The 24,172-nt window shown below is 47.8% G+C and carries 23 protein-coding genes; all 23 read left to right on the top strand.

All coding sequences use genetic code 11. The annotated features are described in order from the left end of the window. The first annotated feature begins 77 nt into the window (after positions 1–77). Complete coding sequence (gene purR / locus CEF13_RS00115; RefSeq protein ID WP_102708866.1) at positions 78–905, top strand: pur operon repressor; 828 nt, start codon at positions 78–80, stop codon at positions 903–905. Between the two features lie 51 nt (positions 906–956). Further along, positions 957–1,355 carry a RidA family protein gene (locus tag CEF13_RS00120; RefSeq protein WP_102708867.1) on the top strand — a complete coding sequence of 133 codons (399 nt, stop codon included), beginning with the start codon at positions 957–959 and terminating at the stop codon, positions 1,353–1,355. A 129-nt stretch (positions 1,356–1,484) separates the two neighbouring features. Beyond that, on the top strand, positions 1,485–1,766 hold the full coding sequence (spoVG, locus tag CEF13_RS00125) for a septation regulator SpoVG (RefSeq protein ID WP_028609566.1): 282 nt from the start codon (positions 1,485–1,487) through the stop codon (positions 1,764–1,766). Between the two features lie 191 nt (positions 1,767–1,957). Next, positions 1,958–3,355 carry a bifunctional UDP-N-acetylglucosamine diphosphorylase/glucosamine-1-phosphate N-acetyltransferase GlmU gene (gene glmU, locus CEF13_RS00130; protein ID WP_102708868.1) on the top strand — a complete coding sequence of 466 codons (1,398 nt, stop codon included), beginning with the start codon at positions 1,958–1,960 and terminating at the stop codon, positions 3,353–3,355. Positions 3,356–3,367: 12 nt separating this feature from the next. Further along, complete coding sequence (locus tag CEF13_RS28640) at positions 3,368–3,520, top strand: hypothetical protein (protein WP_166742975.1); 153 nt, start codon at positions 3,368–3,370, stop codon at positions 3,518–3,520. Between the two features lie 20 nt (positions 3,521–3,540). Next, complete coding sequence (locus CEF13_RS00135; RefSeq protein ID WP_102708869.1) at positions 3,541–4,191, top strand: 50S ribosomal protein L25; 651 nt, start codon at positions 3,541–3,543, stop codon at positions 4,189–4,191. Positions 4,192–4,383: 192 nt separating this feature from the next. Beyond that, positions 4,384–4,944, top strand: a complete 561-nt coding sequence (gene pth / locus CEF13_RS00140; RefSeq protein WP_102708870.1) for an aminoacyl-tRNA hydrolase — start codon at positions 4,384–4,386, stop codon at positions 4,942–4,944. Between the two features lie 64 nt (positions 4,945–5,008). Next, complete coding sequence (gene fin, locus CEF13_RS00145) at positions 5,009–5,239, top strand: anti-sigma-F factor Fin (RefSeq protein ID WP_102708871.1); 231 nt, start codon at positions 5,009–5,011, stop codon at positions 5,237–5,239. A gap of 108 nt (positions 5,240–5,347) precedes the next feature. Beyond that, complete coding sequence (mfd, locus tag CEF13_RS00150; protein WP_102708872.1) at positions 5,348–8,875, top strand: transcription-repair coupling factor; 3,528 nt, start codon at positions 5,348–5,350, stop codon at positions 8,873–8,875. A gap of 71 nt (positions 8,876–8,946) precedes the next feature. Next, a complete protein-coding gene (locus CEF13_RS00155) occupies positions 8,947–10,017 on the top strand; it encodes a peptidylprolyl isomerase (protein ID WP_102708873.1) in 1,071 nt (356 codons plus the stop codon). Positions 10,018–10,198: 181 nt separating this feature from the next. Continuing rightward, a complete protein-coding gene (gene thpR, locus CEF13_RS00160) occupies positions 10,199–10,810 on the top strand; it encodes an RNA 2',3'-cyclic phosphodiesterase (protein ID WP_102708874.1) in 612 nt (203 codons plus the stop codon). 355 nt (positions 10,811–11,165) lie between these two features. After that, positions 11,166–11,708, top strand: a complete 543-nt coding sequence (gene spoVT, locus CEF13_RS00165; protein WP_102708875.1) for a stage V sporulation protein T — start codon at positions 11,166–11,168, stop codon at positions 11,706–11,708. Between the two features lie 142 nt (positions 11,709–11,850). Continuing rightward, the gene (locus CEF13_RS00170; RefSeq protein WP_166742976.1) at positions 11,851–13,707 is read left to right on the top strand and encodes a polysaccharide biosynthesis protein; all 1,857 of its coding nucleotides are present in this window, start codon (positions 11,851–11,853) and stop codon (positions 13,705–13,707) included. Positions 13,708–14,195: 488 nt separating this feature from the next. Then, positions 14,196–15,695, top strand: coding sequence for a bifunctional methyltransferase/pyrophosphohydrolase YabN (yabN, locus tag CEF13_RS00175; RefSeq protein WP_102708877.1), 1,500 nt, complete (start codon positions 14,196–14,198; stop codon positions 15,693–15,695). Positions 15,696–15,877: 182 nt separating this feature from the next. Then, entirely contained in the window at positions 15,878–16,150 is a 273-nt protein-coding gene (locus CEF13_RS00180; protein WP_053373361.1) for an HU family DNA-binding protein, read from the top strand. A gap of 4 nt (positions 16,151–16,154) precedes the next feature. Further along, the gene (locus CEF13_RS00185; protein ID WP_102708878.1) at positions 16,155–16,445 is read left to right on the top strand and encodes an RNA-binding S4 domain-containing protein; all 291 of its coding nucleotides are present in this window, start codon (positions 16,155–16,157) and stop codon (positions 16,443–16,445) included. A 217-nt stretch (positions 16,446–16,662) separates the two neighbouring features. Next, on the top strand, positions 16,663–16,950 hold the full coding sequence (yabP, locus tag CEF13_RS00190; RefSeq protein WP_102708879.1) for a sporulation protein YabP: 288 nt from the start codon (positions 16,663–16,665) through the stop codon (positions 16,948–16,950). 8 nt (positions 16,951–16,958) lie between these two features. Next, on the top strand, positions 16,959–17,555 hold the full coding sequence (yabQ, locus tag CEF13_RS00195) for a spore cortex biosynthesis protein YabQ (protein ID WP_102716121.1): 597 nt from the start codon (positions 16,959–16,961) through the stop codon (positions 17,553–17,555). A gap of 8 nt (positions 17,556–17,563) precedes the next feature. Next, positions 17,564–17,875, top strand: coding sequence for an FtsB family cell division protein (locus CEF13_RS00200; RefSeq protein ID WP_166742977.1), 312 nt, complete (start codon positions 17,564–17,566; stop codon positions 17,873–17,875). 144 nt (positions 17,876–18,019) lie between these two features. Then, the gene (locus CEF13_RS00205) at positions 18,020–18,535 is read left to right on the top strand and encodes a S1 domain-containing RNA-binding protein (RefSeq protein ID WP_102708881.1); all 516 of its coding nucleotides are present in this window, start codon (positions 18,020–18,022) and stop codon (positions 18,533–18,535) included. 485 nt (positions 18,536–19,020) lie between these two features. Then, positions 19,021–21,513, top strand: coding sequence for a stage II sporulation protein E (gene spoIIE / locus CEF13_RS00210; RefSeq protein WP_425320550.1), 2,493 nt, complete (start codon positions 19,021–19,023; stop codon positions 21,511–21,513). Between the two features lie 997 nt (positions 21,514–22,510). Then, positions 22,511–23,236 carry a vWA domain-containing protein gene (locus CEF13_RS00215; protein ID WP_102708882.1) on the top strand — a complete coding sequence of 242 codons (726 nt, stop codon included), beginning with the start codon at positions 22,511–22,513 and terminating at the stop codon, positions 23,234–23,236. Then, a complete protein-coding gene (locus CEF13_RS00220) occupies positions 23,220–24,143 on the top strand; it encodes a protein kinase domain-containing protein (protein ID WP_102708883.1) in 924 nt (307 codons plus the stop codon). Before CEF13_RS00215 ends, CEF13_RS00220 begins: the two co-directional genes overlap by 17 nt. Positions 24,144–24,172 lie beyond the last annotated feature (29 nt).

Consider the following 24,172-nt stretch of genomic DNA (forward strand, 5'->3'; position numbering starts at 1 on the left):
ACGTTCTTCTTGATTAAATCCGTATAAAAATGTTATATTGGCTTTATATTATTCGGATTTAGTGGGGGGAGATGTGTTTGAAGAAATTGAAACGGAGCTCGCGGCTGGTAGAAATGACCCAATACCTGTTAAGTCGACCCCACACGTTAATTTCATTGACAGCATTTGCTGATCGATATCAATCAGCGAAATCTTCCATCAGCGAAGACTTAGCGATTATTAAAGAAGTATTTGAAGAAGAAGGCATTGGTGAGCTTCATACACTTGCCGGAGCTGCTGGCGGAGTAAGGTACACACCTAAGATGCAAGAAGAAACAGCTCTGACGATTATGACAAGCATATGCCGCGAGCTGGAACAGCCTGAAAGGGTTCTTCCAGGCGGCTATTTGTATATAACCGATATGCTGGGCCAACCAGAACTGCTGGCGGATGTCGGCAGAATGTTTGCGACCGCATTTGCTGATCGCAAGATTGATGTCATTATGACAGTTGAGACCAAAGGGATACCTCTGGCTTATGCAACGGCTGCATGCCTTAATATTCCCGTTATTATCGTAAGGCGAGATAATAAGGTTACTGAAGGCTCTGCGGTCAGCATTAATTATGTTTCGGGCTCAACAAAGCGTATTCAGACGATGTCCTTGGCGCGCCGTGCGCTTAAGGAGCAATCGCGCGTGCTTATTATTGATGACTTCATGAAAGCGGGCGGGACGATCCAAGGAATGATGGATCTGCTATTCGAATTTAAAGCAATCGTTGCCGGTGTAGGTGTGTTCGTCGAATCAGGCGAGGTTGATTTAGAGGAGCGATTGCTTGAGGATTATATTTCCCTCGCTAAGCTGACTGCTGTTGACATGAAGACGAAGCAGACGACGGTCGTGCCGGGAAATTATTTTAAGGATTAAAATATAGGGGTTATTAGGTTTCATTCGTATATTGGAGAGGTTGTGACCATTATGACATCAAAACAACAATTAGAAGTCATTGCAACGGACGGAGCTCCTGCAGCAATTGGCCCTTATTCGCAAGCCATTAAGCTTGGAGGATTAGTGTTCACATCCGGACAAATTCCTCTTGATGCAGCGGGGCAGCTTGTTGAAGGCGGTATTGAGGAGCAAGCCCATCAGGTATTCCGTAATTTGGAGGCGGTACTTGCTGCTGCGGGTGCTGTTTTTTCTGATGTTGTGAAAGCAACTGTATTTATGAAAGACATGAACGATTTCGCAGTGGTTAATTCCATCTATTCTTCTTATTTCGGAGAGCATAAACCGGCACGTTCTGCTGTTGAGGTTGCAAGGCTGCCAAAGGATGTTCTTGTCGAAATAGAGGTCATTGCATCGACAATTGTCGAATGAAAACGAAAAAGCTTCATAATAAAAAAAATATTTTAAATAGAGCATGATTTTACCAAAAATGTAGAAGGAATTGGCACTAAAATGTGGAAGTATACACCAAGTCTCTGTAGACAAAGGTGGTGAACACAAGTGCAAATTACTGATGTCAGACTCCGCCGTGTAAATTCCGAAGGGCGTATGAAGGCAATCGCATCCATTACTATTGATAATGAATTCGTTGTTCACGATATTCGTGTTATCGACGGAAACAATGGTATGTTCGTTGCAATGCCAAGCAAACGTACTCCGGATGGAGAATTTCGGGATATCGCTCATCCGATCTCTTCAACGACCCGGGAGAAAATCCAGGCTGCTGTTCTAGCTGAATACGAGCGTGCAGCAGAAGAAGTAGCGATTGAAGAAGGAGCTTAACAAGAGCATTTCATGATTTTTGGGAATGATGGAAAAGAGAGCTGCGGCTCTCTTTTCTTTTTTTTGAAATGTAAGCGCAGATTCGTATAATAGAATATAATGATTGTTATATTTAAAAGAGTTTGCCACTTCGTAGTCATGGGAATGAAACCATAAAGTAATTATTCATAGTTTAGTAGGAGGTTTTTTTGTTGAAAATTATGGCGATTGTGCTTGCAGCTGGACAAGGCAAGCGTATGAAATCCAAACTATATAAAGTGCTGCATCCGGTTTGCGGTAAGCCGATGGTAGGTCATGTGCTGGATGTGGTTAAAGAGGCATCGGCAGAGCGTGCGGTTGTTATTGTAGGTCACGGAGCAGATAAGGTGAAAGCTTATTTGGGCGATCGGGCAGAATACGTGCTGCAAGAGCAGCAGCTCGGTACGGGTCATGCGGTACGTCAGGCGGAAGCGCTGCTTGGTGAAGAGGAAGGCACAACGATTGTCATTTGCGGCGATACACCGCTTGTAAAGGCATCTACCATTCATGCTATGCTGGAGCTTCACGGTACTAGTGGAGCGGCTGCGACGGTGCTCACGGCCTCATTCGAGGATCCAACTGGCTATGGCCGTGTTATTCGCGGAGAAGATGGTACGGTAAAGCGTATTGTGGAGCAGAAGGACTGTTCCTCGGAAGAGGCAGCGGTGAAGGAAATTAATACCGGAACCTATTGTTTCGATAATAAGAAGCTGTTCGCAGCTCTTGCTAACGTGACGAGCAATAACGCACAGGGTGAATTTTACCTGACCGACGTTATCGGTATATTCCGTGAAGCGGGCGAAGCTGTTCAGGGGTACTGTACGAATGATGTGGCGGAAGCGATTGGCGTTAACGACCGAGTTGCATTGGCAGAAGCAGAAGGCTTCATGCGTGCGCGGATTAACCGGGCCCATCTGCTTGGCGGAGTAACTTTAATTGATTCGTCGTCAACTTATATAGAAGCAGATGTGCAAATTGGATCTGATACCGTCATTTATCCGGGAACCGTGCTGCGCGGAACAACCGTAATCGGAGAAGATTGTGTTATTGGACCACAAGCAGACATCGCTGACAGCACTATCGGCAATGGCGTTGCCATTAAATATTCTACCGTTGCAGATTCTATTGTTGGAGATACGAGTACGGTAGGTCCTTATGCCAACTTGCGTCCAGGCTCGAAGCTTGGAATTGGCTGCAAGATCGGAGATTTCGTAGAATTGAAAAATGCATCATTGGATGATGGAAGCAAGGTATCCCATCTAAGCTACGTCGGTGATGCGAAGGTAGGCAAGGATGTTAATATCGGCTGCGGCGCTATTACGGTCAATTATGACGGCCATAATAAATTTATGACGGAGATCGGCGACAATGCATTTGTCGGAAGCAACGTCAATTTAATCGCTCCAGTAAAAATCGGAGACGGTGCTTACGTGGTTGCCGGCTCCACCGTTACGAAGGATGTGCCAGCAGGGGATATGGCCATTGCACGTGAACGTCAGGTCAATAAGCCTGGTTACGCAGAAAAAATACGCGGGCGTGCTAAAGCGAAGAAGGATAAGAAACAGCAATAGATGGATTTAAATATGCAGCAGCAGATTCCGAATAGGGAACTGCTGCTGCATTTTTTGTTCTCGGCGAAGCAGATGATTTCGGTATCCTTATATTTCCTGTTTAGCTTTTGGCGAGAAAGGGTAAGTTATAAAGAAATTAATTTAGAAGCGAATCGGCTTCTCTAAACTTTTAGGAGGTTTCCAGTATGGCTATTGCAATGAAAGCGGACCAACGATCTATGTCGACGAAAGGTGAACTGCGTCAGTTGCGGCTTCAAGGAAAAATCCCCGGTGTCATTTACGGAAAAAAATTAAATGAGGCGGCACCAGTAACAGTAGATGGCAAGGAACTGCAGGCGCTGCTTCGTTCACACCCGAATGCTGTGCTTGAAATAAATATTCCTTCACTGGGCAAGCAATCGGTTATGGTGTCTGAGGTTCAGCGTGATTCACTGAATCATAAGGTGCTTCATGTTGATTTCCATCAAATCAATATGAATGAGAATGTTCGTGCCAATGTTCGTATAAATGTAGAAGGTGACTCGGAGGGCATAAGAGAAGGCGGCGTTCTTCAAGTAGTATTGCATGAGCTTGAGGTTCTATGCTTGCCTAATAATATCCCTGATGCAGTCACTGTAAATATAACTTCTTTAGGAGTAGGCGAGAGCCTGCTTATTGGAGATTTGAAGCTGCCGGAGGGCGTAGAGCGAGTCGCTGAGCCTGAGCAGGTTGTATTAACTATTCTTGCGCCACAGAAGGAGCTTTCTGAGGAAGAAAGTGAAGATGCTGCTGTTGAGCTTGCAGAAGCGGAAGCACGTTCTAAAGAAGCCAAGCTTGAAGGCGTTAAGAGTTTATAGCCTGTCTTAAACATCGAGCAGCTTAACAAAGCTGATTCATGCAGCGCCGTCCGTGCAGGACGGCGTTGTTTTGCTGTGTTTCTCTGCTGTGCTGAAATATGCTTTGGCAGCCGAGGTGCACCGTCAGTCGTTAACCGTTTACGCCTGCAATAGATTATGTTACATTTGTCCGTAAAGGAGTGGAGAAAAGTAATGAGGTGGATTGCAGGACTAGGAAATCCCGGCACAGCTTATCAAGGAACCCGGCATAACGTCGGCTTTATGGTTATTGATGAGTTGGCTAAACGCTGGGGCATTAGCGTAACGCAAAGCAAATGTAAGGCATTAATCGGAGAAGGCAACGTACAAGGCACGAAGGTTGTTCTTATTAAGCCGATGACATATATGAACTTGTCAGGAGAGTCAGTGCGCTCGTTTCTCGATTATTTCAAAGCGGATGTCGAGGACGGCGTAATCGTGTATGACGATTTGGATACAGAAATCGGAAAGCTGCGACTGCGTTATCAAGGCAGCGCGGGTGGACATAATGGGATCAAATCACTTATTCAGCATCTAGGCACGCAGACATTTGATCGTGTCCGAATGGGCATATCTCGTCCTCAGCCAGGTATGAATATTGCTGACTATGTGCTCTCTTCCTTTCCGAAGAGCGAGCGTGAGCAGCTTGCTGCTATGATAGAAGGGGCTTGCGATGCCATTGAATTCAGGCTTAAAGCGCCTTTTGAGGAGACAATGGCAAAGTTTAACCGGTAATCTGTTAGATTGTTCATATTCCGGGCATACTGAAGGGTATAACAACTCTTCAGGAGGCATACAAATGGCTGTAAACTATATTTGTCGGCACTGCAGAACATCAATTGGGTCCTTAAGCGGATCGAATCTAACCGAGCATCAGCTTGGTTTCCATTTCTTGACCCCCGAAGAGCGCAGCGATATAATAGCGTATGACCTAAATGGAGATGTGACGGTGAAAGTGGTTTGCGATTATTGCCGAGAAGCGATTGATGCAAATCCCGAGCTTCACTTGGTAGCAAATCCGCTTCAATGATGGAAGTCAATAGTTAGAGCCTTAGCGGGAAGCTGAGGCTTCTTTTCAATGTATAGGGAGTGAACTTATCACTCCCTGATTGTGTATAGAAACGGGGTGTCGCAAACGTTGAAAGCCTTAATTAAAGCTTTTGCCGCGGATTCGGACGTTCAGTCCGTTATATCTGGTATTCGAAAAGGTATGCGAGAGCAAATGATATCAGGGCTTGCCGGCTCCTCCAGACAGGTGCTCATTGCAGCATTGCAGGAGGACATCGAGCGTCCCATGCTCGTCGTAACGCATAATATGTTTTCTGCTCAGAAAATAGCAGAGGATCTGCAGGAATGTCTATCACCGGAAGAAGTATTGTTATATCCCGCAAATGAGCTGGTTGCTGCTGAAGCAGCGATCTCAAGTCCAGAGATACTCGCACAGCGCATGGATGCGCTGATCAAGCTGTCCCAGGGCTATCGCGGGATTGTTGTCGTGCCTTTTTCTGGGGTTCGACGCTATTTGCCTATAAGCAGCGTAATGTCAGAAGCAAATATTTCGCTTAAGGTAGGCGATGCCTTGCCGATTGATTCTTTCCTTCGCCAAATGACAGCTCTCGGGTATACGCGTGCAGATCGCGTGGAGCTTCGCGGAGAGATGAGCGTTCGCGGCGGGATAGTCGATTTCTATCCGATAACCGCTTCTCAGGCTTACCGAATTGAATGGTTTGGCGATGATATTGATTCCATTCGTGGCTTCGATCCCGCTGACCAGCGTTCTTCGGATCGATTTGAATCATTAATTATTTTGCCATGCCAAGAAATGCTGGCCGATGGACAACGCATGGAGATTGCTGCGAGCCATGCACAGCAGCTGCTGGAGAAGCAGTTGGATAAAATGACTGATCGAACAGCGAAGGAACGGCTTCGCAGTGAAATGGGCTCTGAGATTGAGCGATTGCGCGAGCATGTTTATTTCCCAGAGATTTATAAATATATTTCGTTATTATATCCAGAGCGTCAAACGATTGTTGATTATATGCCGAGCGATACACTGCTCATACTAGATGAGCCTACACGTTTAATAGAGACCGCTAAGCAGCTGGAGCGGGATGAGGCCGAATGGTCCATGCATTTGCTGCAGAACGGCAAATCACTGCCTGGTCTCTCGCTGGCACGTGATACAGAAGAGATTTTGCATCATCGCCCGTTTCCGACCTTGTTCTTATCCTTGTTCTTGCGGCAGATTCCGCATTCGCAGCCGCAAAATATTTTGAATATGACGAGTCGTTCCATGCAAAATTTCCATGGCCAAATGAATGTGCTGAAGGCTGAAATGGAGCGTTGGCACAAGACGGGCGCCAAAGTTATGATGCTGGCAGGAAATGCTGAGCGGCTGGAGAGAATGCGCCGAGTGCTTGATGACTATAGCATTGAGACACCTATACTTATAGAAGGCAATTTGCAGTCAGGCTTTGAGCTTCCATCCTCCCATCTCGTTATTATTACGGAAGGCGAGATGTTCTCGCAGAAGCAGCGTAAAGCGCGAAGAGTCGACAAGAAGGTTGATAATGCAGAGCGGATCAAGAGCTATACGGAGCTTAAAGTCGGCGATTACGTCGTTCACCATAATCACGGCATTGGTAAATATGTAGGTATCGGAACGTTAGAAATTGCTGGTATTCACAAGGATTATTTACACATTCTATACGCTGGCGGCGATAAGCTGTCTGTACCGATTGAACAGGTCGATATGATTCAGAAGTACGTCGGCAATGAGGAAAAAGAGCCGAAAGTCAATAAGCTCGGTGGCAGTGAATGGACAAGAGCGAAGAGCAAAGTGAAGGCATCTGTTCAGGATATTGCCGATGATTTGATCAAGCTGTATGCAGAGCGCCAGACGGCTGCAGGCTATTCTTTTGGACAAGACACTTCTTATCAGAATGAATTCGAAGCAATGTTTCCTTATGATGAGACGCGCGATCAGCTGAGAGCGATTGAAGAAATTAAGAAGGACATGGAAAAAAGCCAGCCTATGGATCGTTTGTTATGCGGAGACGTTGGTTATGGCAAAACCGAGGTCGCTATTCGTGCTGCCTTCAAATCGGCGATGGACAGCAAGCAGGTTGCCGTACTCGTTCCGACTACCATACTCGCTCAGCAGCATTATGAGACATTTAGGGAGCGGTTTGCCGGATATCCAATTAATGTGCAGGTGCTTAGCCGTTTCCGCTCACGCAAGGAGCAGAACGAAACGATGAAAGGCTTGAAGGCTGGTACAGTCGATGTCGTAATCGGCACGCACCGACTGTTGTCTCAAGATATTATATTCAAATCGCTGGGTCTGCTAATTGTGGATGAGGAGCAGCGATTCGGCGTATCGCATAAGGAGAAGCTCAAGAAGCTGAAGACGAATGTTGATGTGCTTACGCTGACTGCAACACCTATTCCGCGTACGCTGCATATGTCTATGCTCGGTGTTCGTGATTTATCAGTTATCGAAACGCCGCCAGAGAATCGTTTCCCTGTCCAGACTTATGTTGTTGAATACAGCCCTTCTCTTGTACGGGAGTCTATTGAGCGGGAGCTTGCGCGCGGTGGTCAGGTCTATTACTTGTACAATCGCGTACAGGGCATCTATCAAATGGCCGAGCAAATCAATGCGCTTGTGCCGGATGCTAGAGTCGCAGTTGGCCATGGGCAGATGTCGGAGCAGGAGCTGGAGAAGACGATACTCGATTTCCTTGACGGCGAGTCGGATGTACTCGTAAGCACAAGTATTATCGAGACAGGCGTAGATATTCCGAATGTGAATACGCTAATCGTACATGATGCGGACAAAATGGGACTCTCTCAGCTCTATCAGCTGCGCGGCCGGGTAGGGCGCTCTAATCGAATAGCATATGCCTATTTCACGTATCAAAGAGATAAAGTGCTTACTGAAGTAGCTGAGAAGCGGCTGCAGTCCATTAAAGAATTTACGGAGCTTGGTTCCGGCTTCAAAATTGCAATGCGTGACTTATCCATTCGCGGCGCTGGGAACTTGCTGGGCGCAGAGCAGCATGGTTTTATTGCATCTGTCGGCTTTGATATGTATTCACAAATGCTTGCCGATGAGATCGCCAAGCGGAAAGCTGAGATGAGCGGCGAAGAGGTGAAGGAAGAGAAGCCTGTCAGCACGCTTATCGATGTGAGTATCGATGCATACCTGCCCACGGATTATATTTATGACAGTATTCAAAAAATTGAAATATACAAAAAGGTCGCTGCCATTCGCACGTTCGAAGAGGCGGATGATGTCATCGATGAACTCGTTGACCGCTTCGGTGATCTGCCGCAGGCCGTTAGTAATTTACTTGCTGTGGCAAGGCTTAAGGTATACGGCACATTGTACGGCATAGAGCAAATTAGCGGTAAAAACGATGATTTGCTGCTGCGGTTCGCAGCCTCTGAGAAAAGACGAATTGACCGGAAAAAGGTCGATCAGTTATGCTTGAAGCATGAGAACCGATTTAAGCAGGGCAGTGAGGGGGAACCAAACCCTAGCGTGCTGCTTAGAGGCAAGGGATTGAATATGGAACAGAAGATTTATATGATCGAACAATTCTTGCAAGCCTATAAGGATGTCCTTAGATATAAGGATGAATTGCAAAATGTGACACCATAGACAAGATTCGCTTTCAGCGTCCCTTTTCTGATACAATAAACTCAAGTTCATAAGATGAAAGGGGATTCAACATGTTACACGGTTCACGCAAATCAGCATGGCGCACAGGCGCGCTGCTAATCGTAGCAGCGATGCTTGTTATGACAATGGCGGCATGCGGCGCGAAAGAAACAGAGGTTGCTACCTACAAGGGCGGCAATGTAACAGATAAGGAGTTCAACAAGTATTTGGCCGTATTCACTATTATGCAGCCAACCTATGAACAAATTATTGAAATACCACAATTCAAAGAACAATTGCTTCAGCAGTACATTTCTTACAAAATTTTAAGCAGTCAAGCTTCAGAAGAAACCAAAAAAGCAGCAGACAAAGATATTAAAGAGCAAATGAAACAATATAAAGCTGCCTTGAAAAGCAATGCGGATTTGAAAGCTGCCGTTGATGCCAAAAAAGTGAAAGACAAAGATATGGAAAATTATTTGAAATTAGGCACAACCGTTGTTGCTCATATGAATTCGCAAGTAACGGATGATGAAATGAAGGCTGAGATCGAGGCAAATCCGATCGATTATACACGGGTAAGCGTTCGTCATATACTCGTATCCACTTCTACTACTGACCCTGCGACGCAGGAGCAGAAAGAGCTTCGTACGGATGAAGAAGCGCTTGCTAGAGCGAAGGAAGCGAAAGCGAAGCTGGTTGCCGGAGGCGACTGGGCTGTAATCGCGAAGGAATATTCGGATGATCCAGGCTCAAGCGCAAATGGCGGATTGTATGCCGATAAGAAAAACGGCGATTGGGTTGAAGAATTCAAGCAAGCCGCTTACAAGCAAGAAGTCGGCGTGATTGGCGATCCAGTTGAAACGCAATACGGTTATCATGTTATTCTAGTTGAGAAGCGTGAGAAGATGACGTTTGAAAACTTAACCGATACAGAAAAAGAACAACTGAAAAGCGCAGTCGCTTATGCCCATATGAACAAGTTCATGACGGATGAGATGCCTAAGCTGGATGTTGTTATTAAGCTTCCGAAAGCGGAAGAAAAAACGCCTGCTAGTGATGCGCCAGCAAGCGACAATCCTGCGAGCGATGCGCCCGCTAAGGATGAAGCACCGGCTACAGATGCTCCTGCAGCCAAATAAGCTATAGGACAAGCCATAAAGGGGCTTTCCCATAAGTAGATATTCTACTTGAGGGAGAGTCCCTTTTTTTGATATAGGATAAGAGAGTCGAGCAGGCATAATACCTGCTCGGCTGTTTCCGTATGAACGGAAAGTTAAAACTGCATAATGAAGGTGAAATGAAAGGGAGGCATAAACAATAATGTCAACATCAAAACACAGTTCTTCTATGCGTTTATTCACAGCAATTCCTATGCCGAAGCCTATTGCAGATAAGCTGGAGAGCTGGACAAACGAATATAAACCTAAGCTTACTTTTCGGAAATGGACCGACCCCCGCGATTACCACATCACCTTGCAGTTTCTAGGCGATGTACCGGCTCAGAAGGTCGATGCTCTGGCAGCAGGCTTGCATACGGTTCAATCCAAGCCACTCGCCTTGATGCTGAATGGGATAGGTACCTTCGGTCCGCCGAAAACTCCGCGGGTTCTTTGGGCTGCCGTATCGGGTGAGCTTGCGCAATTGAATGCGCTCCAGTCGGCGGTAACGGGAGCAACAAGCTTACTTGGCTTCGAGAAGGAGGATCGGCCTTATGCTCCGCATATTACATTAGCGCGAGGATATGCAGGCGGCAGTGATGACTCCATGCGAAGCAGAGTGGATAAGAGTGATTGCGATGGCGATCTTCTCTCAAGTATTCATACAGATGTTCTAAGCGGTATGCAATGGGAAGTCGACAGCTTCGTACTCATGCGCACTCATATGCATGCTTCACCGATGTACGAGACGATTGGCAAATTCCTGCTGGGATAAGCAATTGGGTTATTCACGTTGGCGCGACGGATAAAGACGGGAAATGAGAACAGCAAAACAGATACGGCTGCTGTATAGAAGTAGGATGCAAGTAAAAGGGAGAATCGGGGAATGCTGGAGAAGGATAAGCGGAGAGGGAAACAAGGAGCTGTGACCAGCGGCAGCTGTTATCTTTTCGAATGATCACAAAAAAGCTGCTGCGCTCACACCTTAACTCGTGAATAAGAATCTGGGAGCGGATGAATACTATGGTCAGATTCAAAATCTTCTTGAAGGATCTTTCCTCTTCGTTATAAAAAAAGCTGCATAAAAACCAGTCGATTCAAAATCCTCTAGGAAAGCGGGGCAACATGAAATGAAAGCAACTGGAATTGTACGTCGCATCGATGATCTCGGGCGTGTCGTCATTCCGAAGGAGATCCGCCGTACGCTGCGTATTCGCGAGGGAGACCCTCTAGAAATATTTGTAGATCGTGATGGCGAAGTTATTTTGAAAAAATATTCTCCTATCGGCGAGCTTGGTGATTTTGCTAAGGAATATGCAGAATCCTTATTTGAAGGGACGAATCATGTTACCCTGATCACAGATCGGGACAACATAATAGCAGTAGCTGGTGCATCTAAGAAGGAACTGCTCGATAAGCAGGTAGGGACCGTTCTCGAAAATGCGATGGAAAATCGGAAGACGCATGCGGAGACAAACGGCGGAGCGTTCGAAATTATTAAGGATACACAGGAAACATACAGCTCCTTTGTCGTTGCACCTATCATTTCGGGTGGAGATCCGATCGGTACTGTTGTGCTGCTTAGCAAGGATGAGTCGGTGAAAATGGCGAATATGGAAACAAAAATGGCCGAAACAGCAGCGGGCTTCTTGGCTAAGCAGATGGAGCAATAGACGGTTATGCAAGAATGAATACAACACATAACAGCTTCTTTAATTAAGAGAAATCTTGATTAAAGAGGCTTTTTCAACGTTCATGATTGTGAGGTATAATAAATACCAATATAAATCAATGGATAGGCAGGAGTGTGGCAGGATGAACCGCAAGCCGGAGATGGATCGGCAGGGGACGCCGCAGGAGCTCGTCGGCAGCGAACGAGAAGCGAAGGTGGATGGGCGAGTAGTTAGAGCCAAGGAGCGGGAAGAGCAGGGGAGAGGACGAGCAGCGGGCCTCAAAGGACGAGCTGACGGCCCCGGGCGCCCGAAGCGTTTTTTGATGAATGGCGTTGTCATTATGGCGGGGGCGGCCCTTCTTTCCAAGCTCATTGGCGTTTTCCAAAAAATACCTTTGCAAAATTTAGCGGGAGACCGCGTTTTCGGCATATACAACGCCGTGTATCCTTTGTACCAGATGGTGGCAGTGCTTGCGACTGCTGGGCTGCCTACGGCTGTATCGCTATTAATTGCAGAGCGGCTTAGAAAAGGGGAAGACCCAGCGGGAGTTAGGCGAACGCTGTATGCAGCCTTGCTGCTCCTTGGTATGACTGGTATTTTTGCTTTTGGCTGGATGTGGGCGGGGGCAAGTGAAGTGTCGCGCTGGATCGGTGATACGGAAACGATGAACGCGATACGAGCGGTGTCGGCTGCGCTGCTGCTCTCGCCGTTTGTTGCAGCGCTGCGAGGGTATATGCAGGGATTGGGACGGATGGACTTATCTGGTGCTTCACAAGTGGTGGAGCAGATGGTACGTGTTGCGGTCATGCTGATTGTGCTTGCAATGAGCTGGTCCGCCGGCTGGGCGGATGCATCGGTTGCTGCGGGCGTTATGAGCGGATCGGCTGCGGGCGCTGCTGCATCGCTGCTTGTACTAGCTGTTTATGCATGGCGAAAGCGGCGGCGAGAGCGATTAATACATATGCCCGGCATGATTCGCGCAGAGATGAAGAAGCTTGCCGCTATCGCATTGCCCGTCGCATTGGGAGCAATTGTTGTTCCAGCGCTCGGCGTTGTGGATTCTTTCACGGTGCCGCGGCTGCTGCAGGTCGGGGGGCTATCGGAGGCTAATGCGATGACCATGTTCGGCATTTATAGCCGCGCTCAGCCGCTTGTGCAATTGGTCGTTCTAGTAGCAGGCGCAGCAGCGGCAGCGCTCGTGCCTGGAATTGCGCTAGCTCGAATGCGCGGAGCATATGGTCAGCTCCGTATTCACCTGACGATTACGGAACGCGCGGCATGGGCCATCGGGGCGGCAGCAAGCATTGGCTTAGTACTGCTTGCGAAGCCGCTCAATGTAATGCTGTATGCTGATGCGAAGGGAACCGTCGCCTTTGCTCTAATCGGCTGCACTGCGCTCGCGGGCAGCGTTAACGCAGTTACTGCGCCGGTGCTTCAGGGCCTTGGCGCGGTACGCATCCCTGCTGTGCTGCTGCTCATCGCAGCGCTGCTGAAGGCAGCGCTTAATGCCCTGCTTGTACCCGCCTATGGAGTCGAGGGGGCTGCCGTAGCAGGCATTATAGCGCTTAGCACAGCCGCTCTGCTCGGTACGCTAGCGGTGCATTATACCGCCTCAGCCATGGGTGCAGGGTTTGGCGGCTGGGACATGGTGCGGAAGCGGATGAGCGGAAGTGCGGGAGTGGATGCGGAGAAGAATGGGCGCGGGCCCGCTCTAGGCCGGGCAGCAGCAGGCACTTGCTTCGCGCTCGCGGTAATGGCCGCGGCGATTGTAGCAGCCGAGCGAGCGCTTAGCGCAGCGCTCGGCGGTCTGCCGCCGCGGGCGGCGGCGGCTGCGCTTGCGCTGACGTGCGTAGCCGTCGGCGCTTGCGCCTTCGGTGCCGCTGCATTGCGCGGCGGTGCCATTAGCGCGCGCGAATGGCGCGCGCTGCCGGGCGGCGGCTTATTGGCCGCCCGTCTGCGGCGCTGGCGGCTTATTCCGCCGGCGGAGGATAAGAGCTAATTCGCATTATTCGCAGAATGGAGCTCATACGCCACAAGCCTTAAACCAGAATAGAGCTAGAAACTAGCTCTAATTCCCGGACTTTGGTTGCTTTTGAGAAATAGAGCTAGAAATTAGCGCTATTATAACGAAGAGTGGCTGAAATGAGCCCATACGCCCAGCCTTGAACCGAATAGAGCTAGAAACTAGCTCTATTCCTCAAACGTAAGTTGCTTTTGAAGAAATAGAGCTAGAAATTAGCACTAAAGCCCAAACTTTGGTAACCTTTAACTTAATATGGCTTGGAATAGCTTTGATTTCGTCAGTTGACTTTGTTAAATTTCGTTAACTTTTCGTTATCTTATTGATGTTTTTGAAGATTTGGTCCATTATTATTTTTTGCGGTAAAATGCAATTGCAGGTGTATGCAAGCTCACGCTCGCTTCAGCCCATTCACTCGACCAGAACTATCCATACATGCATTTCACCCCCAAGGAGGCTTACCTTTCATGGCAATCCCGAACATAACTATCGTTGGGCTTGGCTCCGGTGATCCGGATCAGCTAACGCTGGGAGTATGGCGCAGGCTGCAGGCCGCAGATCGTGTATTCGTCCGCACTGAGCAGCATCCGGCTATGTCCTTATTGCAGGAGAATAGCATTGCCTATACATCCTTTGATTCTCTATACGAGGAGCATGCTTCGTTTCCGGATGTGTACGAAGCTATCGTGGGAGCTTTAATAACAGAAGCCCTCAGCTTAGGTGCTGCCGACACTGCTGGTCAGCTGATCTATGCCGTCCCGGGGCACCCTATGGTGGCAGAGCGGACCGTCCAGCTGCTGCGCGAGCAGTGTGCGGAGGCAGGAATAAATCTGGATATTATCGGCGGCGAGAGCTTCCTCGATCAAGCATTCGTAAGCCTTGGTATCGATCCCATTGAAGGCTTCGCCCTGCTTGATGCCGCGGAGCTGAATCCTTCACTGCTTCAGCCGCAGCTTCATACGCTCATTGGTCAGGTATATGACGCTTATACGGCATCTGATGTGAAGCTGGCTCTCATGGAGCGTTATCCCGATGACTATGAGGTTGTGATTGGCCATGCACTCGGCGTTGCGGGAAAGCAGGAAATTGTTAAAGTTCCCCTTTATGAGCTTGACCGTACGCCAGGATATGGTAACCTATCACTTATATGGGTACCGCGTACAGAGGATGCGACGCTTTGCAATCGATCCTTTGAGCGGCTGCATGAGATTGTTTCGATTCTTCGCAGTCCCGAGGGCTGTCCGTGGGACCGCGAGCAGACGCATCAATCCATTCGCAAAAACTTTATCGAAGAGCTTTACGAAGCGCTTGAAGCGATCGATAACGATGATCCCGACGGTATGCAGGAGGAGTTTGGCGATGTAATTCTGCAGGTCATGCTTCACAGCCAAATGGAGGAGGAAACTGGAGCTTTCTCGGTATACGATGTCATTCAATCGCTTAACGAGAAGCTAATATTCCGCCATCCGCATGTGTTTGGCAACCAGGAAGCAAGCAACTCCGAAGAGGCGCTTGGCAACTGGGAGCAAATGAAAGCCGAAGAGAAGCGAATCAAAGGGACCGATGCGAACCGCAAATCGGTGCTAGATGGCATTCCACCTGATCTGCCTGCGCTTATGAAGGCATATAAGCTGCAGAAAAAAGCTGCTAAGGTTGGTTTTGACTGGGACGAGCTTGGACCGGTGCTGGACAAAATCGAAGAAGAGCTTGCAGAGCTGCGCCAAGCGATTGCCTCGCAATCCGAGGAGGAGCAGGCTGGAGAGCTTGGTGATCTGTTGTTTGCAGTCGTCAATGCTTCCAGGTTCATCCATGCTGATCCCGAGGAGGCGCTCACGCGCACGAACAAAAAGTTTCGCAGCCGATTCGCGTATATCGAGGAGCAGCTTCGTATAAGCGGCAAACAATTTGACCAGACTGATTTAACAGAAATGGATCGTTGGTGGGAAGAGGCAAAACGTCATTCCTAGGTGGTAATCTGCCACGAATCGTCTTTATTCAGCACTATTCGCAAAAAAATTTCAATTACCGGCAGGATTTATTTACTTGTAAGCAGAATATGTATTCTTCGTGCGAGTAAAAATTTTTATCCGAAGGCAGCGTTATATACGCTGACCACAAATAATGGTACTCAAATTAGGAGGATTTTATAATGAACAAAACAGACTTGATCAACAACATTGCAGAAAAAAGCGGTTTGACTAAACGTGATGTAGAAGCAGTACTTAACGGATTTCTGGGCGAAGTAACAGATGCACTTGCTGGTGGAGATAAAGTACAATTGATCGGCTTCGGTACTTTTGAAACTCGCAAACGCGCTGGACGCACTGGTCGCAACCCGCAAACAGGCGCTCCAATCGAAATTTCAGAAGCAAAAGTTCCTGCTTTCAAAGCGGGCAACAAACTGAAAGAAGCTATCCAGTAGTCTGATGCGATTAGACAAATTTCTTAAGGTATCTAGGCTGATCAAGCGCCGTACTGTTGCGAAGGATGTATCCGAGCAAGGGCGCGTATGGATCAACGGCCGCGAAGCGAAAGCGAGCAGTGCCGTAAAAGCCGGAGATGAGCTCCAAATCCAATACGGTCAGAAAATCGTCACCGTGCGTGTTGAGCGCATTGCGGAGACGACCCGTAAGGATGAAGCCGGAGAGCTGTATACCTTGGTGAAAGAAGAACAACGCCCGCGAGAAAACAGTCTCGATTGGGAACAAAAGCAATAACAACATGGCTGCCCGCAAGCAACAAACTTGCAGGCAGCTTTTTTTATAAACATCGGTTTCAAAAGCATTATTTTTGTTTACTCGTTCAGTAGGTCATCTTTGCCGTCTTTTTTATTATTTTTAGCATCTGTATTCATGCATATGGAATTAGGTTCTAAACCTCGTCCACCCGCCATAGGCTATTGGTAGTCATGTTAACGAAGCGGGGGACGAGTCTATGGTCGACCAAGGAAAAGGGCAGAAGTACCAGGAAGTGAAATTGATAAATCGCAAGCTGCTGGAGCTGACCGGTGTTGTTAATGTGGAGAGCTTCGACAGTGAGGAGTTTCTTCTCGAGACGGAGCTTGGCTACCTGGAAGTGAAGGGCCAAAATTTGCATATGAAGCATCTTAGCCTCGAGCAGGGAATGGTATCAATTGAAGGGCTCGTCCATTCGCTCGCCTATTTGGATGGAAACAATGCCTCTTCGAAATCTAAAGGTTTGCTCGGAAAGCTATTTAAGTGACGCTAAGCATGCAATGGGTGACAATGGCAGCCATGCTGTTATCCGGCCTTGGAATGGGAATTGTGTTCGACGGCTATCGCGTTGTGTCGAATGAACTGAAATTTCCCAAGTGGTGGCTGCCAGTGCTGGACGTCGTCTATTGGATGGCGGCGGCACTGATCGTTTTTCGGGTGCTGTATGCAAGCAACAATGGCGAGGTGCGTGCGTACGTTTTTATCGGACTAGCTATCGGTGTTATCCTCTATTATTTATTGTTCAGCAAAATCGTGATCATCATCGTAAAATGGGTCATAAGTGCCGTTCGAGCTCTTATTAATTTTGTGCTCAAATGCCTCAATATCCTTATAGTGAAACCGCTTTTGCTGCTTTATAAACTAGTTTTGGTTATTTTAGGATTTGGGTCTGCGCTCACTATTTTCCTTTTGAAGATTGTGATACAATTGGTTCGTCCATTTTGGAAACTGCTCATTTGGATGGTTCGGCCGGTACTTCGTCCAATGGGTCGTTGGCTGTCGCCTTACATAACCAAATGGCATGTAATCGAGAAATTAAACAAGCTAGGATTATTTTTTGCCCAATTGTGGAGCAAATGGTTAAGGAGGTAACACCGCTCATGAGAACTGCTGCTGTAAATAAGACGTCTGGAAACGCTGGCACAAAACGCCGTTTTAAACTATGGATGATGTTTATTGTGTTGTTTATGGGCTGGGCGGCGTATACGTTCTTTGGCCAGATGCAGAGGCAAGAGGCAACCAGTATCCGGCTAGCAACCATACAAGATCAAATTGCCGCAGCGACGAAAGAAAGCAACGCGCTCAAACGGCAAATTGAACGATTAAACGATCAAGAATATATTGAACAGCTTGCAACCAAGGAGCAAGGAATGGTCAAGGAAGGCGAACAACAAATTTTCAGTGATAAATAGGGCTCCAATTCGGGTGAACGTCTGTTGACCTTACTTGAACGGTTCGGTTATAATCACGTTAATAGCGTTTTCGCAAAACTTTTAGCATATGCTTATGAATTCGGTTTTGCTTCGCATAACTTTTAGGGAGGAACATTTTATTTTATGGCAATTGAAGTGGGCGCTAAGTTAGAGGGAAAAGTGACAGGCATTACGCATTTTGGGGCATTTGTCGACTTGTCGGGAGGTGTCACGGGTCTTGTTCACATTTCGGAAATAGCTGATAATTACGTCAAGGACGTGAAGGATCACCTGAAGATCGACGATGTCGTCAAAGTGAAAGTGATCAACGTGGACAAAGACGGAAAGATCGGTCTTTCCATTAAGCAAGCCATCGACCGGCCGGAAGGCCAACCAGCGCCACAGCAACGCGAGCGTCATAGCGGAGGCGGCGGTGGAAGCACTGGTAGTAGTGGTGGCGGAGAACGTTTCAACCGCGGAGGCGGTGGTGGCGGAGGCGGACGCCCCTTCAACAAGCAATCGTCTGGCAGACCGGCATACGGTAAACCGTCATTCGAGGATAAAGTGTCACGTTTCCTGAAAGACAGCGAAGAGCGCATCTCCTCTTTGAAGAAGAATACGGAGGGCAAACGCGGCGGACGCGGTGCCAAGCGAGTATAAGCTGGATCATCATAACACTCATACATGAAGCAGAACCGATAAGGTTCTGCTTTTTTTGCTTTCTTTTTGCATCTAACGAAATAATGAAGGCTGTCGAAGCAGGCCCCTATGCCTAGGCAATTGCTGCCGAATAAGCGAGCACATTCCCGTGTATAACGGTCCATGTCGTTTTCGCGTCCTCCAAACGAGAGAAATAAATAGTTTTCTCCGATCCTCCATCATTCCCGACAGGTTACAACGTTCATTCGCTATAAATTGGAAAACATTGGACACGTATTTTGTTGTCGGCTTCTCGTTCTCGGCCATTGCTCGAAGCAGGCCAATCCCATACGGCATATATATCCAAAGGCAAGCTGACAATCCGTGCAGAGGGAATTATTTTTGTCGGAAAAAAATTTTTGGTCTATTCCGTCAACTGACAAACTTCATACGGACAACCTCCTATAATGAAAAACACATTACATTCGGAATGGTGGTGTCTGCTTGTGGAAAAAGAAAACGCAGTTGTATTTCCCGGTATGAAACGGACTAATCTTGCTAAGTCAGTTATGCAGAAAGGACGGGAGTGGGCGTCGGCACGTCGGTTCATTCAAGTTATTTTGGCAAAAAAGTGGACGTTTCTATTAGTTGGAGTAGCTTTCTTGCTTGGCAGAGCTGTCATACTGGAATCTCTAATGCCATTTGCAATTGCGTACTTTGCTGTTATTTATTTCATGCGAAGAGATATTTATTCATGGGTGGCCATATCATTGGTGGCAGGAAGCTGGATGGCGGCTGATCCCGCGCCGGTATGGATTTCAATGGAGATTGCTGTATTATTCCTACTCTTGAAAGGTCTTGAGGCGTATGAGAAGGCGGAGCTGTCCACAGCACCTATTCTTGTATTCACATCGACGCTGCTGGTTCAGCTATTCGGCATATTTATTGGGGACGAGCTGAGTTGGTACAACTTTATGCTCGTTGTCGTAGAGGCGGCTTTAAGCTTTGTTCTGACACTCGTGTTCATACAGGCGATTCCGGTGCTGACGATGACGAAGAAATCGGCATCACTGAGGAACGAAGAAATTATATGCCTCATGATTTTGCTTGCCTCGGTCATGACTGGGGCAGTTGGCTGGACGGTCTACGACATGTCGGCCGAGCATATTATGTCGCGATATATGCTGCTTTTGTTTGCCTTAGCAGGTGGTGCTCCGCTAGGCGCTTCGGTTGGTGTCGTTGCTGGCCTTATCCTGAGCTTGGCAGACTTTGGAGCAGTTGTGCAGATGAGCTTGCTTGCTTTCGCTGGACTGCTGGCTGGATTGCTGCGTGATGGCGGAAAAATGGCTGCTGCATTCGGAATGCTGCTCGGAACGTCTATTTTGTCCATATATGTAGGCAGCCAGGCTGATGTGATGAGCTCAACCTGGGAATCGGTAGCGGCCGCTGTCTTGCTTATGCTGACACCTCGAAGCATGATACGCACCATTTCCAAATATGTGCCGGGTACGAACGAACATGCAAAATCGCAGCATGAGTATGCCAAGCGAGTGCGAGAAGTGACCGCCGATCGTGTCTCGCAGTACTCGGAAGTATTCCGCCAGCTGTCGCGCAGCTTCGGTCAATTGAATAATAGTGCAACCAAAATGAAACGGGAGGATGAGATCAGCCACTTTATGAATGCGGTTGCCGAGCGGAGCTGTGCAAGCTGTCACCGGCAGAACTCATGTTGGGAGGACAAGTTTTTTCATACGTACAAAATGATGACTGATATGATGACCGCAGTGGAGGAGAATCGAGTTCCCTCGGGCAAGGAGATACCGCGCTCATGGGCGGCTCATTGCGTGAAATCGTCGCAGGTGTTAGTTGACATGAGTCAGCAATACGAGCTATATCACAATAATATGCACTGGAAGAAGCAAATATACGATTCGCGCCAACTTGTTGCTGATCAATTGCAGGGTGTGTCGCAGGTAATGGAGGATTTGGCTAAGGAAATTAAGAGAGAAGGACAGACGCTTCATTTGCAAGAGGAGCAGATCCGAGAGGTGGTTGAAGGACTGGGCTTATCGATTCAAGGGATCGAAATTGTGAACTTAGAGGAGGGAAATGTAGATATAGAGGTGTATCACTCATTTGGCAAAGGCTATGATGAATGCCGCAAAATTATCGCACCGCTGCTCAGTGATATTTTGGGCGAGCATATTGCTGTGAAATCAGAGACGTTTCCAGAAAAAAACGGTGAGCCAACGCTCGTTGTATTCGGCTCAGCGAAGCAGTATGAGATTGAGACGGGTGTTGCAGGAGCCGCAAAAGGCGGCGATCTGTTGTCAGGCGACAGCTTTAGTATGGTTGAGCTCGGAAACGGAAAATTTGCGGTAGCCATTAGTGACGGAATGGGCAATGGCGAGCGGGCGCGGCAGGAGAGCAGTACGGCGCTGTCTATACTGCAGCAGCTTCTGCAGTCAGGAATGGATGAGAAGCTTGCGGTTAAATCTGTTAATTCGGTGCTGCTGCTGCGATCCTCTGATGAGATGTTTGCTACCGTGGATTTAGCGATCATTGATCTGTACACGGCGCAAACGACATTTATGAAAATCGGTTCAACTCCTAGCTTTATTAAAAGAGGAAATGAGGTCATTCCCGTGACAGCTAATAATTTGCCTATCGGTATTCTACAGGATATTGATGTTGATTTCATATCTATGCAAATGCACTCAGGCGATACGCTCGTTATGATGAGTGACGGAATTTATGATGCGCCCGGCCATGCGGTGAATAAGGAGCTTTGGATGAAGCGAATGATTAGCGAGCTGGCGACAGACGACCCGCAGGAGATGGCTGATGCTTTGCTGGAGAAGGTTGTTCGCTATCATGACGGCGATATTGTAGACGATATGACCGTGCTAGTAGCTCGTATCGATAAGCATTTGCCCGAGTGGGCCTCCTTCCGCTTTCCTGGCGTTTCCCGTATGGAGCGTCCAAGGACGGTGAGCTAAGGAGCTGTTACAGCCGGTGCCATGATGACTAGGAGCGAAAGGACGGGCGATGCTGCTGGATGAATAGGACACGTCAACAGACTGATCCATAATGGTTAATAGTTGCGAGAACTCGAAAGGAGGATTAATTCTGCATTTGTGTGGAAACTAATTTAACATCAACCGATGGGAGTGAAGAAATGCCTGCTTTAGAAAAATACCAAAAACGATAGGGGGTCATACATTCGATTAGGAATGCTGATACGGCATGGAACATTACGCATGGCTGATGCAGAAGCCTTTTGTATGTCGGCTGGGTTGTAACCGGCGGCATTAAATGGGCTTCTTTTTGCTGGAATAGGAGCTGTTTGCAGGGGCGTTGCGTAAAGCTGCGTGCTCATTTTTTTCGAAAACTTATTAATTTCAATATTTGAAGTTAAATGCTATAGATGGGATGGATAGACTGTTTTAATATCATAATTTGAAATTAATGGGGTATTTATTTTGTTTTAATGGCCTAAGCAGCTGGTTAGTTTCAAACTATGATGTTACTTGACTAAGGTTGCAGCTTATTCTCAGGTTTAGTTTCAAAATAGGATACTAAACAATTATGTGATAGAGAGATGCTTGTACTTACCCCGTTTGTTTGTGTTTGAAACGATTCAAAACAAATATCCGATATGCCGATAAACAGGGTATATATACCGTTTATTTATTGATGTTAGCATAATATCAGATGACAGCAGACTTGGAATGGCAGCAAAATGGGAGGTAGAACCCCTTGCAGCCGAAAGCAATGTGAGTTTATCTATTTTTTAATAGTCTAGTTGTTTATCCCTCTCAAAAAAGGAAAAGCTAGTAGGAAGGCTTACGCTAAGTCTTTCTAGTGCTTGCATCGCATTTATTGCTTCGCACACATTAAGCGTTTGCTTTCGAAGCGAAGTTTGCTTCACAAACATTAAGCATATGCTTTCGAAGCGATGTTTGCTTCGCAAACACTTGAGGAGGGTAAACAATTATGAAACAAATATTATTAATCACCGATGGCTGTTCGAACGTGGGTCTGAGCCCAATTGTTGCGGCGGCGCATGCCAATTCAGAGGGTATTTCGGTTAACGTGGTCGGCGTGCTGGACCATGGGGATGTAGGAGAGCTTGGCGCATCGGAGATTGAAGAGATTGCGCGCGCAGGCGGCGGCTTAAGCCGGATGGTCAATATGCGGCAGCTATCGCAAACGGTTCAGATGATGACGCGTAAGACGGTCGTGCAGACGATTCAGATCGCGGTGCAGAAGGAACTGAAGCAGGTGCTTGGCAATGGGTCGATAGAGGCGCTGCCGCCGGATAAACGCGCCGAGGTGGTGCGGGTTATCGATGAGCTGGGGGAGACATCTGGTCTCCAAGTGGCGCTTATTATTGATGCCAGCGCTAGTATGAAGCCAAAGCTTGCTGCAGTAGAGGAGGCTATCCGGGATTTGATGCTAAGTCTCCAGGCCAGACAAGGAAAAAGCGAAATTTCCGTCTTCCACTTTCCCGGCTCGCGAAATGGTGACGATTGTGTGATGGATTTGAATTGGACAGATCATCTGAACGGCGTACAGGCGATCTTTCCAAAGCTCCAAATGGGCGGAACAACGCCTACCGGGCCTGCGATTATGCATGTGATTGATTTTTACAGGCAGGGCGTATATGGTAGACAGAGCAGAGATGAAACGGATGGGATGATGAGTGGCTACGTCGTTTAAGATTGACCTTCGCCGAGGAATGGTGGTGACCGGCAAGTGGAAGCAAGGGCGCTACCGGATCGAAAAGTTGCTAGGGGAAGGCGCAAACGGTAAAGTATATCTAGTACAGAGAGATCGCAACTGGTTTGCTCTGAAGGTCGGCTCGGATGCTGTTGATCTGCAATCGGAGATCAACGTGCTGCAATCGATAGCCAAGCAGAAGAAGCAGGGCCAGGAGACCTTTCTCTTTGACGTAGATGACTTGTACGGACCGGATGGAAAGGAATATCCATTTTATATTATGCGTTATGTGCTGGGAACGACGCTTGCAGATTATTTGAAGCAACAGGGAGCGGAATGGTTTCCGCTGGTCGGTCTTAATCTACTCGGCAAGCTGGCGAAGCTCCATCATGCGGGCTGGGTGTTCGGTGACCTCAAGGTAGAGAATGTTCTTGTTGCAGATTACGGTCATGTCGAGCTTGTCGATTATGGCGGTGTTACAGCAGTAGGCAAAGGGATACGCCAATTTACCGAAATTTATGATCGAGGCTACTGGAACGGAGGCTCAAGGTCTGCTGATGCCAAGTATGATTTATTTTCCTTTGGCGTGCTTTGCATACAGCTGCATGAGCCGAAGCGTCTTCATGGGCTGACGACAGAGCTATTGCCGCAAAATCGATCAGTAGAGGAGCTTATGCAGGTTGCTGAATCGAGCCAGGGCTTAAGGCCGATTGCCGGTTGGCTGCGCAAAGCGTTTGGGGGCGAATTTCATGATGCAGGGGATGCGTCTGCGGCATGGAGGCTGCTCATGCATCGCAGTGATACGCATAGGACATCAGGCATACCTGGTTGGCTGAAGGGTTTAGTGGCCGTGTCTGCGGTTCTCTTGGGAACATCGGTGTACTGGTTAGTTCGCAACATGTTATGACATCAGAGTCAGGCACAGAATTGAAGGTG

The sequence above is a fragment of the Paenibacillus castaneae genome (assembly GCF_002884445.1).
Taxonomy (GTDB): domain Bacteria; phylum Bacillota; class Bacilli; order Paenibacillales; family Paenibacillaceae; genus Pristimantibacillus; species Pristimantibacillus castaneae.